The following is an 11,921-nucleotide window of genomic DNA, read 5'->3' as shown; positions in this document are numbered from 1 at the left end:
TCTTAAAGAGATTTTGGTTTTAAGATTTCTTCGCGCCCTTTGCAGCTTTGCGGTTCAATGGTTTTTGCTTTTGCAGTTAAGTTACCCGACAAGCCCCTTCCGGAACTCGTGGCTGAACCCCTTGTCGTAGAGGAGCGACTTGGCTTTCAGTCCTTCCCTGCGGGCCTTGAGCACGTCGCCGACGAGAATCAGGGCCTGTTTGCCGATGCCGGCCGCCTGCACTTTTCCGGCAATATCGGCGAGGGTTCCTTCCACCACCTGCTCGTCGGGCCACGATGCTTTGGCTACCACGGCAACCGGCGTTTCAGCCGTGTAGGCCCCTTCGAGAAGCTCCGCCACCACCCGGTCGATCATGGAAACGGAGAGATAGATGACGAGGGTCGCGCCTATTTTTGCAATTTCGGCGAGTTTTTCCCGCTCCGGCACAGGGGTCTTTCCTGCCAGCCGGGTGATGATTACCGTCTGTGAAACCTCGGGGAGGGTCAGCTCCTGTTTCAGAGTTGCAGCGGCGGCAAAGGCGCTCGTCACACCAGGCACCACCTCGTAGTCGATGCCGAGCAGGTCAAGCTCCGCCATCTGCTCCTGGATGGCGCCGTAGATGGAAGGGTCGCCCGTATGGAGCCGCACCACCTTTTTCCCGGCAATAACCGCCTCGGCCAGCACCCGCGTGGTCTCCTCCAGGGTCATCCCCGCGGAATCGTAGACCTCGGCATCGGCTGCGTAGGTTTTTACCAGCTCCAGGTCGACGAGGCTCCCGGCGTAGACTACCACGTCCGCCTCGCGGAGCAGCCGGGCACCCTTGACGGTTATCAGTTCAGCATCGCCGGGACCGGCGCCGATGAAATGGATGATTGGCATTATTAAACCTCAAAAACCTGAATTAACAAGGGTTTACAGAACATTATGGATAGAACATTATTAAATTCTGCGGAGTTGCGGGATTTATTTTTAAGATGCAGACTGAGATTTTCAGATTTATTCACCCTGCCGCGCCTTCATGCTAAATGCATCGCTCCAAACGATGAGCTGTAGTCCAGGAATGTCGGCAAAGTCCTTGCGGTTATGGGTAAGAAATCGAAAACCGTGCTGTACGGCCTGGCTGGCTAACCATAAATCCTGGACCCGGTACTGATGCTGCTTGCCATGTTTTCTGATCTGCGCGGCGATATCGCCAAAAATCTCACCTGTCGTCTCGTCGATCATGAGCAGCGGTTTTCGCTTGAGCCGCGTGAGTGCTGCCAGCCGTTTCTGGCGGAGATCGGCGGTTTTGGCGTTCTCCGCACCGAATTTCAACTCCGCTATGGTCACCGGCGACAGGTAGACAGGTTCTTCGCCGGTAACAGCGGCTACATCGGCAGGAGCGAGCGTTCCTCTTTCAACATCAATCCAGATACAGGTGTCGATCAGGAATCCCATGGATCGCGCACCTCGTCGCTCAGGATATCCTTGATCTGCCGGGAATTTCTCAGCCAGCCGGCTGCAGCTTCTTCAGGCAGAGTCCGGTAGATATCCGCCATCGCTTCCATGGCTGTCATGGTTGACGGGCCGGGGATGATTCTTGCCACTTCATGATTGTTGCGAACGATTATAAATTCTTCATGATTGTATTCTACCGCGTCGAGCGTTACCCGGAAGTTGCGGGCGAGCTCCGTAGCTGTAACTGAACGCATTTCGGTCCCCCTTTATCTGATAATCTGATTTGATCATACAATCAGATTCGGCCAAGGTCAACCGCCATGCAGTGCGTGGCAATTAACGTAGCTCACTTCTTCACGATCAAAAGCGACAGGTAATCCAGCTTCTGACCCACCAGCGTCGCAAGATCGAACACCACCTCTTCATCGCTGGAGCCCACCCGACGGACAAAGGCGGCGTTCTTATCCAGCCCCAGTTCCCTTAGCAGGGCATAGACCCGGTCGAAGACCCGGTTCACCTTCATCAGCACCACGGTATCGAACTCGCGGAAGGTCTTCCTTAACTCCGCGTCCTCGTATGTGGTGGGGAGTATGGCGATCCGGTCGGAGGCCATCCCCAAGGGAAGACCGGCGGCCACAGAGGCTGCGCCCACGCTGGTGATCCCGGGCACCACCTCTATCGGTATGTGGGAATACCGTTTGCGAAAAATGCGGTAGAGATAGAGAAAGGTGGAATAGAGGAACGGGTCGCCGATGGTGATGAAGGCCACGTCGAGCCCTTGACCGATCCGCTCCGCCACTTCGTCTGCGGCCTTCTCCCAGAATTCGTCTAGCCCCTCCTGGTCCTTTCGCATGGGAAATACCTGGACGAGCACCTCCTGACGGCTCCGGTCGATGAACTCCTCGACGATGGAGAGGGCGTAGCTGGAGGCATCCGCGGTGCCGGTCGGGGTGCATATCACCGGGACAGTGCGGATGATCCGCTCGGCCTTTCTGGTGAGGAGCTCAGGGTCGCCGGGGCCGACCCCGACGGCGTAAATCTTTGCCACTCTTTTCTTTTCATTCTTCACGTTTAACGGCACAGCAAAAAACTCCAGGTCCTAGGCGCGAACGCCCTGAGGAATGAGGCGTACCTGTAAGGTACGCTGTAATGACGAAGGGTGCGAGCAACGACGGAGATGGACTTTTGGCGAAGCCGTCATTCCTCCCCCTTCCAGGCGGCGATGATATAGACCGGGTTATGAGACTCAAACATCTTGTATTCGGTCAGCCCTCGGGTCTTGGCGATGTTGACGCAGGTCACCTCCACCGTGTAGCCGTGGTCCTCAAGGAACTCTACCGCCTTGGTCAGGGTGTCGAGGGTCACGGCGTTGAGAACGATCTGCCCTTCCGGTCTGAGCCGCCGGTCCACCGCCTCGATGATCTCCTCGAGCATGCCGCCGGAGCCGCCGATGAAAACCCGGTCCGGGTCGGGAAGGTCGTCGAGCCCCTCGGGGGCATACGCCTCGATCAGCATGACGTTGCGGGCAACGAATTTCTTCAGGTTGTCGCGGATGAAGCTCAGGTACTGGGGGTTCTTTTCCAGGGCGAAGATCTTGCCGTTCGGCATCAGATTCCCCGCCTCGATGGAGACCGAACCGCTCCCGGCGCCGATGTCCCACAGCACCAGGTCGTCCTGCAACTGGAGCTTGGCCAGGGTCACCGCCCTCACCTCTTCCTTGGTGATCAGCTTCTTGGCAGTGGCGAACTCCTCGTCGCTGATGCCGATGAGCGGATAGTTCTCCAGATTCGGTTCCCATGCCTTGATGAGAATCAGTATGTTGAGGGGAGAAGCGGGGAGGTCGACGAGCCCCTTGACGTCGGTCTTGGTGAACTTTTCCGTCAGCAGCCCCAGGTCTTCGCACAACCATGCCTCGTAACCTTCGGCGCCGCGCTCAATCAGCTCTTTCGCGATGGCCGACGGGGAATTGACCCCATCGGTGAGCACTGCCACCTTCTCCGCGGCGATGATCCGGTCGATGGCGCTTTTCAGCCCCCGGCCATGGACGGAAACGAAGACGGCATCATCCCACGGCTCCTTGATCCTGGCAAAGGCATACTGTACGCTCGTGACATTGGGAAAGATCTCGATCCGCTCCTTGGGGAGGTTGCGCAGGATGAAACGGGCCACTCCGAAAAAATTCGGGTCACCGGAGCCGAGCACCACCGTCTGCTTGTCCGTGCTCTTCAGATAGTCGAGCATGATGGAGAGGTCCTCCAGCACCCGCTTTTCACCCTTGAAATCGGGAAAAATGTCGAGCAGCCGCTGGTGGCCGATCAACACCTCGGCCTTGTTGATCACCTCCAGCGCCGTTGCGCCAAACCCTTCCCATCCTTCGATACCCGCCCCGATCAGGTAGATTTTTTGCTGAGGCATGTGAACCTCCTTCATTTAGTGCTGATTCGTCGCTTACGTCAAAAATCTGCGCAATCTGCGTTGCACTCCTGCTGTTCTGTCAAATTTCAGCCGAAATATAACACTTCTCCATTATACCCCGCCAGCAAAACCTTTATCTCTACGCCCGAGGCCAGCTTTTCGGCAAACGACCTCACCCTGCCGCAGACGAGAGCGATCAGCTCCGGGTCGTTGCCGGAAGCCTCCAGTACGTGCCGGGCAGTGTTCGCTTTCAAGCAGTAACCGGGGATCTGGGATCTGGGATCGGCAACGGCGCACCATTCCGCCAGAGTCCGGAGGTCCAGCTCGGATGACGCGACGTGGGTCTGCTCGTGGCCGCAGGCGATCTTCAAGAGCTTGGCGAACTGGCCGGCGACAACGACGCTCCTCACCCCTTTCCGGGCGCAGGCTGCCAGGGAATAACCCGCATGGTCACCCATCATGATGAAGGACTCCTCCTTCATGCCTTTCCCGATCCCCGATCCCCGATCCCCGATCCCAAAGTGTTTCTCCGCAACCATCTCGCTCGTCCGTCCGGTGGAAAGGACGACAGTTTCACTGCCGCAGGCCAGGGCCACGTCAATGGCGGCATCGATGGTATCGGTCCAGGCCTTGACGGAAATAGGCTTGACGATTCCGGTGGTGCCGAGGATGGACAGGCCGCCGATAATGCCAAGCCGGGCATTAAGGGTTTTTTTGGCAAGCTCCTCGCCGTTGGGAATGCTGACAGCCACCCTGATGACCGCCGGCATGCAGCGGATGGCAAAGACCTCATGGATGACCAGGCGGATCATCTTTCGCGGCACCGGATTTATCGCCCACTCGCCGACCGCTACGGCCAGTCCCGGCTTGGTCACCCTGCCGACCCCCGTACCGCCGGAAATAATCACCTCGCCCTTGCCGCAGTCCGTCGCTGTCTCGACAAGCACGGAGGCATGGATTTCCGCACCGTTGGTCACATCGGGATCGTCTCCCGCGTCCTTGATCACGTAGCAGGAAGCGGAATTTTCACCCAGCACTTGACCATGCAGCTGAAACTCTGCCAGCTCTCCACCGGGGAGAATGATCTCCACGTGATCGAGCAGCTGTCGATCCCGCAGCATCTGCGCTGCGCCTTTCGCTGCCGCGGCAGCGCAGGCGCCGGTGGTATAGCCGTATTTGAGAGGTTTATTTGCCATAACTTCCCGGCCTTACATCATCAGCCCTCTTCCGCCATTATCAGCAGGGCATTCACTATTGCCGCGGCCACATTCGAGCCGCCTTTGCGTCCCCGATTGGTTATGAACGGGATCTGCGGATACTCGGCCTCCAGGGCCAGGAGCGCATTCTTGCTCTCCGCCGCGCCGACAAAGCCGACCGGCAAGCCGATGACAAGGTCCGGCCTTAAGCCCTCCTGCCGCACGAGACGCAAAAGCTCGAACAGTGCGGTCGGGGCATTGCCGATGACGAAGATGCCGTTGTCCTGATCCGCCGCCCCCTTGCGCATGGCCAGTATGGAGCGGGTAATCCCCTGCGACCGGGCTTCCCTTGCGACTTCCGGGTCAGCGACAAAGCAGGATATCCCGTTGCCGAATTTTTCCCGCCGCACCTTGCTGATGCCGGAATAAGCCATGGTGGTATCGGTTACAATGCCGCGCCCTTTGCGCAAGGCCTCCACACCACGAAAAACCGCATCCGCAGAAAAAAACATGGAGCGCGAGTATTCAAAATCTGCGCTGGTATGGATCACCCGTCGCACCACCGGCCATTCGCTCGGCGACCAGGGATGCGGACCCACTTCCGCATCTATCATCCGAAACGATTCCGCCTCGATCTCTTCGGGGCGCAGATGGACTGACATCAGTACCACCTCTGCTCGGTCAGGGATTCGGCAATCCGGTCCACGACGATCTCGGCCAGCTTCCGATGCACGCCCAGGTGTTTCCCCATCGCCATTTCCACCCGGGGGTAACGCACCCTGGCCTCTTCAAGCTCTGCCGGCAGGTCTTCCAGCACATGGGCCCCCATGTAGAGAAAATAGGGGATGAGCAGAATCCGCTCTGCCCCCCGGGCCACGCAGGCATCGATCCCTTTCTGAATGTTCGGCGCATGCTGCTCGCGGAACGACACCTCGACAATGTCGTAACCGGTCATCTGCTTCACCATCCCGGCTATTTCATGCACGGCATGGTTCGCCTCGGTAATGCGGCTCCCGTGAGCCATGAGTAAGATTGCAGTTTCCATCGACACTCCTTTATCAGCAACGATCCTTGATAATTTCGGCTTTTTTCCCCAGTTCCCAGTTCCCAGTCCCTTATCTCCAGTTCCGTTCATAGTCTAGCAGAATTTTTTCCACCTGCCGTTTGAGGGTGGCTTTCCACGGCCCGACCGCCACCAGGTTAATGTTGTGGGGCGCAAACAGTGACTCCGCAGTCGCACGAATAGTTGCCCCAGTGACTGCGGTCGCCTCGGCATGGTCTTCTTCCAGCTCCCGGACGATGTCCATCAACTCTCCCCAACCGTAACGCACCTGCATTTCATAGGTGGAGTCCCGGCTGTACTCCAGATCAAAGAAATATCCCTCCTTGACCCGCTGCAACTCCTCGTCCGTCACCCCTTCTACCGCCAGTCTCCCGGTTTCCTTCAATATCTCGGTCACCGCCAACGACAGATTTTCCGGCGCTGTGGCCAGTTCAATGCAAAAAGAACCGGTTTCATCATAGGCAGAAATGGAGGCATCCACAGAATACACGATGCCGAGCCTCTCCCGCAAAAGCAGGTGCAGCCGGGAGCTCCCCCCGCCGCAAAGGATCCTGCGAATCAGCCTGACCGTCATGATTCTCTGGTCCGGCCGGGCAAAGCCACGGAAAGCGATCTGGAGATTCACCTGGCTGTCGGAGTCCTTGACAAACAATGACTGCACCCTGCGCTGGCTATGCTCTGCCGGCGGAGATGCAGGGGGAGTCGGACCGTTCCACTCCGCAAATGCCGTTTCACACGCCGCAAATACCGATTCGCCCTGGATATCCCCCGCCACGACCACAACGGCGTTGCCGGGGACGTAATGGTGAGCCAGGTGGCCGCGCAGGTCTGCCTCGGTAAACCGGCTGATGGTGTCCAGATAGCCGATGGTCGGTACACCGAGCGGATGACCCGGCCACATGAGCCTGCTCGACAGGTTGCTGGGATTGGTTTCCTCCCCCCTGTCATTTATATCTTCGAGCGCCTCTTCGGTAATTATCCGTTTTTCTATGTCAATACCGGCCAGGGTTGAACGAAGCAGCATGGAGGAAAAAAGCCGTATCCCATTTTCAACGTGGCGCGGATGGACGCGGGAAAAATAACAGGTGCTCTCCTCGTCGGTTGCGGCATTGACGCTTCCGCCGATGGCGTCGAAGGCCACTTCCAGATCAAGGCTCGTAGGGTAATCGGTATTACCGCGAAACAACATGTGTTCAAGAAAATGGGAGAGGCCTGCCTGCTCTCTCGGGTCGTTGCGTCCGCCGACCCTGATGTATACTGCAATCTCAACGCTGTGCAGGTGCGGCATTTCCACCGCCACCACCCGCAGGCCGTTGGCCAGAACCTTTTTACGACGGGTTATCATTAAACCTCCATTCACCCATTACCCCAAATTCGCAATCCGCGCCCCCTGCAAGGTCAACCAGCCAACGGCCGCATACCGGCCCAGTTTGCCGACAAAGACCAGCGCTGAAAATCGAAGGAAGCGTATTCGCAGGAGCCCGCCGACCAGGCAAAGTGGATCACCGATGACCGGCAGCCAGGAAAGCAGAAGCGACCAGGAGCCGTAACGGCCATAGAATCTTTCCGCCTTTGCCTCCGCCTCTTCATCGATGCGTAAAATTCGGCGGATCAACCAAGGCCCGCCGAAAATGCCGAGCCAATAGGTCGTGCATGCTCCCAGGCAGTTGCCGACCGTGGCAACTGCCACCGTAGTGAACGGATCATGATGGTTCACCAGCATGACCACAAGCAGCCATTCAGAGCCAAGCGGAATCATAGTCGATGCAAGGAAACTGAGGAAAAACAGGGCCGGGTAACCATGATCGACGAGCATATCTTGCATGACGTCAAGGTAACGGAAAGGGGGCCAATTGTCAAAGAGTTTGGCAGGATTCCCCCTTGTTTTTCAAGGTAAAAAGAGGCGTAATTCCGGCCGGATAAGACGGCCTTTAAATGTATGGAAATATTTACGGAGAAAGGTTGGATAGCGATGAATACGGTGCCCCGGCTCCACCGGCAAAGTGCGCACGAATAAAAAAAAGCCCCCTGCATGACAGGGGGCTTTTTAGCTGGGGAAACGACCGGTTACTGAATCTCCAGTTCCGCTTTTTCCACGATCACCTCGTATTTGTAGCCGCCGCCGAAATCTTTGTTTTTATAAAGCGTGCCGCTGGCGGTCACCACCTCGCCGATGACCGGCACAGCCTGGGAGGTAACGACCAGGTCATGGGTGCCTTTCTTCGCATCGCCGCTCCCGTCCTGAATATGGACCCAATTTTTACCCATGATGCCGGCTGAAACCCTGACTACCTTGCCACTGACGACAACCTTCTTTTTATCCAGCTTCCCTTTCAGCTTATACAGCTCGGCAACCGTATAGGCGTTGGGACCGGTGGCCTTTTTCACCTTTATTTTCTCGCCTGCGGTTGCCACAGAGCCTTTGCTGCCGGGCGATTTTTTGGCGCTCTTCTTGGCGTTCTTACCCCCTTTTCCATCAACGAGACCTTCGGAAAATATGATCTTCTCAAAGGTCCGGTTCAGGGCTTTACTTTGCAGATCCGCCATTTCCATACCGGGCTTAAAGGTTAATGTCGCTCCCAGTTCAACATCCATCTGCGGTACGGCCAGCCAAACCTTGTCGCCGCTCGCCTTTTTCAGGAGGATATAGCTGTACCCCCCGCCGTTCATGGTTTGCATCACCTTACCCGTAACGGGGGTCTGCTCCTTGGGCTTCACCGCTTCAGGCCGGGCAGAGGAAACCGCCGGATGCACCGGCTTTCCGGCATCCGCGCCGTGGCCGGCAACCGGCAAGAGCGAAATCAGGGCTGCGGCTGCAAGAATCAATGATCGTTTCATGAAACTTCTCCTTGTCTTTTGGCAGTATGAGATAGAGCATCAACTTTCATGGTCCCCAGCAATATACCATTCCAGCCTGAAAGGCGCAGCAAAAAAAACCGCCTCTGACTTAGAGCTCGGCCATATGGAAAAGCATGGGAAAGAGCGAAGGTTGGTAAAATGCATGGCGCGAGGAACAGGAGGAGATGCCGCGGCATCGTCGGCTACCAGGCACGGAAATTACCGGAATCCACGTGGACAAAGCCGGTCTTCGGATAATAACCGACTCCGCCGTAACGCAGGTTCAGTGCGGTATGCCGCACACGATCCAGGCCTATCCCGGGAATGGCGATATCGATGGCCTTTCCCTTCAGATGCAGGCTGTGCTTGGCAACGTGCCGCCCTTCCTGCCGGAGCAGTGAATTATACACCGGCGACCGGTACCCGGAAATGATGTGGATTTCATTATTTCCCCCGAGCCTTTTGTCCACCAGATTGAGGTACTCGATGACCCGGACATCCATGTCCGCCACCTGCTGCGTATAGTGGCAGCGGAGTATCCAGTTAAGGGCATTGATAGCCCCGATATCGTAATCTCCTGCAGCGTTGCGGTAGGTTATGGTAAGCCTCTCGCTGTTATGGGTGTTGTAGAGCGAAAGCTTCCCTTCCGGAAGTTGTTCTTCGATCGGCACTTTGGCAAAGGCAGGCATGCCGCTGCAGAGCACCAAGGCTCCCAGTAGCGAAGTTTTGAGAAAGGTTCTTCTATTGCATAAATCACTAAACAATCTTTTCTCCTCCTTTTCAGCGTATTGCAATCCTGGTCAAATGAGTTCTAAGTTACTAACATATAACAGAAAACCATGTCAATCCGTTTTGCTTTAATTACGCTGTACGAGCCTCATCAGACCACCTTTCCAGACGTTCCTTCACCCAAAAGCCCGTGACCGAAATGTCATCTTCAAGAAAGTGCTTGACATGTTCGGATAAAATCAGCAAATATAACAACCATGATTAACACCAGCTATTTCGCCTTTTTTAATTTTTACTTTTGGTGCGGCTTTTATTTTAGGCCGTCTGCCCAGGGTGGAGGTTCGAATTAGGCAAGAGCTGTAACTTAACTAATAAACCGAAAGCCGAGGGTGGACAGGATACCGACCCCCGGCTTTTTCGTTTTTTGCACAACAAATTATCAAGGCCGGGGGGCAATCCTCCGGCCTTTTGCGTTTCGGAAAAAAAGGAGAGAAAGGGATGATCATTGTCATGAAAGCAGGGGCGGTAAAAAAGGACAAGGACGAGGTATTAAAGCGGATCAAGGAACTGGGGTACAAGCCCCATGTGATTCACGGCGCCACACGGGACGTAATCGGCGCGGTCGGCGACGAACGGGGGAAAGCGGTACTACAGTCCATCGAATCCATGCACGGGGTGGAGAACGTGGTGCCAATCCTCCAGCCCTACAAGCTGGCCTCAAAGGAAGTGAAGAAGGAGTCGAGCATCATTCCCATCACCGACACGCTGAGCATCGGCGGCAAGCAGCTCATCGTCATGGCCGGGCCCTGTTCGGTTGAAAGCGAGGAACAGATCATCGCCTCCGCAATGGCGGTGAAGGAAGCGGGAGCCCATGTACTGCGCGGCGGGGCGTTCAAACCGCGCACTTCCCCTTATTCGTTCCAGGGGCTCGAAGAGGAAGGGCTGAAGCTCCTGGCCAAGGCCCGAGACCTTACCGGTCTCCCCATCGTCACCGAGGTGGTCAACCCGGAAACCGCCGAACTGGTAGCCGAATATGCGGACATCCTCCAAATCGGAGCGCGCAACGCCCAGAACTTCGCCCTGCTGAAAAAGGTCGGCCAGTTGAAAAAAGCTGTTCTCCTGAAACGCGGCATGTCCATGACCATCCAGGAATTCCTCATGAGTGCCGAATACATCATGAGCGAGGGGAATCAGTCGGTGATTCTCTGCGAACGCGGCATCCGCACCTTCGAGACCGCCACCCGCAACACCCTCGACCTGTCTGCGATCCCGGTGCTGAAGGAAAAAACCCACCTGCCGATTATCGCCGACCCCTCCCACGGCACCGGCAACTACCACTATGTTGCCCCCATGGCTTACGCCGCCGTGGCTGCCGGGGCCGACGGCCTGATCATCGAGGTGCACCCCGACCCGGAACACGCCTCCTCCGACGGACCGCAGTCGTTGAAGCCCGCCAAGTTCGCAAGGATGATGGCCCAACTGCGGCTCTTCGCCGAGGCAGCGGAGAGGGAGCTGTAAAAGGCGGTCGGCAGTCGGCAGTCGGCAGTCGGCAGTCGGCAGGCAGCAGGTGGCAGGTGGCAGGTGGCAGGTGGCAGGTGGCGGTTGGCGGTTGGTTGTCGGGTTTTACCGCCGGCTGCCGACCGCCGGCCGCCGATTGTTTGTGGTTTTACCGCCGACCACCGACTGACGACCGCCGACCGTTTTTCCCCTTGCCCTGCAACCGTCTTTCCTCTATTATTGGCAGAATTTCACGTAGCGGAGGAATGTATGCGCAAGGTTCTCTTGGTACTCACGTTGATGCTTTCACTGGCAAGCGTTTTCCCTGCCCTGGCAAAGACCCCTTATATGTCCTCCGAGGAGTTGCAGACCGAGTCGCAGCGGGGCTTTGAAGAGATCCTTGATCTCTGGCGCGATGGCAGGTTCGAAGAGCTTTACGCCCGGACCATGGCGAGCGGACGGAGCAGCAAGGAACAATTCGCTAAAAAGCTTTCCTCGGCGAGCAGAAAACCTGCCTGTTGCTGGGAAAAAATGCAGGAAGTCAAGGTCAGCGTAAGGAATGACAGCACCGTTACCCTGCGGGCAAAGCTCGGCTTTGAAGCCGGGCAAACAGGCACGGACTATACGACCAGATCATTCAAGCTGCAAAAGGAAGACGGCGTCTGGCGCATTTCCCAGTCCGACATTCTCTCCCTTGCCGGTGCCGCCAAGAAAAAGGGGCATCATCGGGTAAGGAAGTCGAAAGAAAGCAATCACTGAGAGTAAGC

Annotated in this window: 14 protein-coding genes; 2 read left to right on the top strand and 12 right to left on the bottom strand. The window is 56.7% G+C overall.

Features of this window, described 5'->3' with window-relative positions; all coding sequences use genetic code 11:
- Positions 1-81: 81 nt before the first annotated feature.
- The 12 genes from cobM to GURA_RS00140 form a co-directional block, all read right to left on the bottom strand.
- Positions 82-858 carry a precorrin-4 C(11)-methyltransferase gene (gene cobM, locus GURA_RS00195; protein WP_011936986.1) on the bottom strand — a complete coding sequence of 259 codons (777 nt, stop codon included), beginning with the start codon at positions 856-858 and terminating at the stop codon, positions 82-84.
- A gap of 117 nt (positions 859-975) precedes the next feature.
- Positions 976-1,416, bottom strand: a complete 441-nt coding sequence (locus GURA_RS00190; RefSeq protein ID WP_011936985.1) for a type II toxin-antitoxin system VapC family toxin — start codon at positions 1,414-1,416, stop codon at positions 976-978.
- On the bottom strand, positions 1,404-1,670 hold the full coding sequence (locus tag GURA_RS00185; RefSeq protein ID WP_011936984.1) for a type II toxin-antitoxin system Phd/YefM family antitoxin: 267 nt from the start codon (positions 1,668-1,670) through the stop codon (positions 1,404-1,406). Before GURA_RS00185 ends, GURA_RS00190 begins: the two co-directional genes overlap by 13 nt.
- 92 nt (positions 1,671-1,762) lie before the next feature.
- Entirely contained in the window at positions 1,763-2,497 is a 735-nt protein-coding gene (gene cobI, locus GURA_RS00180) for a precorrin-2 C(20)-methyltransferase (protein ID WP_011936983.1), read from the bottom strand.
- A 116-nt stretch (positions 2,498-2,613) separates the two neighbouring features.
- Positions 2,614-3,831 carry a bifunctional cobalt-precorrin-7 (C(5))-methyltransferase/cobalt-precorrin-6B (C(15))-methyltransferase gene (locus GURA_RS00175; RefSeq protein WP_011936982.1) on the bottom strand — a complete coding sequence of 406 codons (1,218 nt, stop codon included), beginning with the start codon at positions 3,829-3,831 and terminating at the stop codon, positions 2,614-2,616.
- A gap of 86 nt (positions 3,832-3,917) precedes the next feature.
- Complete coding sequence (locus GURA_RS00170) at positions 3,918-5,027, bottom strand: cobalt-precorrin-5B (C(1))-methyltransferase (protein WP_011936981.1); 1,110 nt, start codon at positions 5,025-5,027, stop codon at positions 3,918-3,920.
- A gap of 20 nt (positions 5,028-5,047) precedes the next feature.
- Positions 5,048-5,689: a precorrin-8X methylmutase gene (locus GURA_RS00165; protein WP_011936980.1), complete on the bottom strand. Its 642-nt coding sequence runs from the start codon at positions 5,687-5,689 to the stop codon at positions 5,048-5,050.
- On the bottom strand, positions 5,689-6,072 hold the full coding sequence (locus tag GURA_RS00160) for a sirohydrochlorin chelatase (protein WP_011936979.1): 384 nt from the start codon (positions 6,070-6,072) through the stop codon (positions 5,689-5,691). Before GURA_RS00160 ends, GURA_RS00165 begins: the two co-directional genes overlap by 1 nt.
- A gap of 70 nt (positions 6,073-6,142) precedes the next feature.
- Entirely contained in the window at positions 6,143-7,435 is a 1,293-nt protein-coding gene (locus GURA_RS00155) for a M16 family metallopeptidase (RefSeq protein ID WP_011936978.1), read from the bottom strand.
- 18 nt (positions 7,436-7,453) lie between these two features.
- Positions 7,454-7,915, bottom strand: a complete 462-nt coding sequence (locus GURA_RS00150; RefSeq protein ID WP_011936977.1) for a YqaA family protein — start codon at positions 7,913-7,915, stop codon at positions 7,454-7,456.
- Positions 7,916-8,157: 242 nt separating this feature from the next.
- Positions 8,158-8,928 (bottom strand): hypothetical protein, encoded by a 771-nt coding sequence (locus GURA_RS00145; RefSeq protein ID WP_011936976.1) that lies wholly within the window; start codon positions 8,926-8,928, stop codon positions 8,158-8,160.
- Positions 8,929-9,131: 203 nt separating this feature from the next.
- Positions 9,132-9,692 carry a YcbK family protein gene (locus GURA_RS00140; RefSeq protein ID WP_011936975.1) on the bottom strand — a complete coding sequence of 187 codons (561 nt, stop codon included), beginning with the start codon at positions 9,690-9,692 and terminating at the stop codon, positions 9,132-9,134.
- A 463-nt stretch (positions 9,693-10,155) separates the two neighbouring features.
- On the opposite strand from GURA_RS00140, the gene aroF reads away from it, so the two are divergent.
- Together aroF and GURA_RS00130 are read left to right on the top strand one after the other, a co-directional pair.
- The gene (gene aroF, locus GURA_RS00135; protein ID WP_011936974.1) at positions 10,156-11,175 is read left to right on the top strand and encodes a 3-deoxy-7-phosphoheptulonate synthase; all 1,020 of its coding nucleotides are present in this window, start codon (positions 10,156-10,158) and stop codon (positions 11,173-11,175) included.
- A 249-nt stretch (positions 11,176-11,424) separates the two neighbouring features.
- Positions 11,425-11,913, top strand: coding sequence for a hypothetical protein (locus GURA_RS00130; protein ID WP_011936973.1), 489 nt, complete (start codon positions 11,425-11,427; stop codon positions 11,911-11,913).
- Positions 11,914-11,921 lie beyond the last annotated feature (8 nt).

This window comes from Geotalea uraniireducens Rf4, from assembly GCF_000016745.1.
GTDB lineage: Bacteria > Desulfobacterota > Desulfuromonadia > Geobacterales > Geobacteraceae > Geotalea > Geotalea uraniireducens.
This window is presented reverse-complemented; position numbering and strand designations above follow the sequence as displayed.

Coding starts and splice junctions, on each gene's coding strand:
- GURA_RS00175 (WP_011936982.1), bottom strand. CDS start 3,831: ATGCCTCAGCAAAAAATCTACCTGATCGGGGCGGGTATCGAAGGATGG.
- GURA_RS00150 (WP_011936977.1), bottom strand. CDS start 7,915: ATGCAAGATATGCTCGTCGATCATGGTTACCCGGCCCTGTTTTTCCTC.
- GURA_RS00190 (WP_011936985.1), bottom strand. CDS start 1,416: ATGGGATTCCTGATCGACACCTGTATCTGGATTGATGTTGAAAGAGGA.
- GURA_RS00160 (WP_011936979.1), bottom strand. CDS start 6,072: ATGGAAACTGCAATCTTACTCATGGCTCACGGGAGCCGCATTACCGAG.
- GURA_RS00165 (WP_011936980.1), bottom strand. CDS start 5,689: ATGTCAGTCCATCTGCGCCCCGAAGAGATCGAGGCGGAATCGTTTCGG.
- cobM (WP_011936986.1), bottom strand. CDS start 858: ATGCCAATCATCCATTTCATCGGCGCCGGTCCCGGCGATGCTGAACTG.
- GURA_RS00155 (WP_011936978.1), bottom strand. CDS start 7,435: ATGATAACCCGTCGTAAAAAGGTTCTGGCCAACGGCCTGCGGGTGGTG.
- GURA_RS00130 (WP_011936973.1), top strand. CDS start 11,425: ATGCGCAAGGTTCTCTTGGTACTCACGTTGATGCTTTCACTGGCAAGC.
- GURA_RS00145 (WP_011936976.1), bottom strand. CDS start 8,928: ATGAAACGATCATTGATTCTTGCAGCCGCAGCCCTGATTTCGCTCTTG.
- GURA_RS00185 (WP_011936984.1), bottom strand. CDS start 1,670: ATGCGTTCAGTTACAGCTACGGAGCTCGCCCGCAACTTCCGGGTAACG.
- aroF (WP_011936974.1), top strand. CDS start 10,156: ATGATCATTGTCATGAAAGCAGGGGCGGTAAAAAAGGACAAGGACGAG.
- GURA_RS00170 (WP_011936981.1), bottom strand. CDS start 5,027: ATGGCAAATAAACCTCTCAAATACGGCTATACCACCGGCGCCTGCGCT.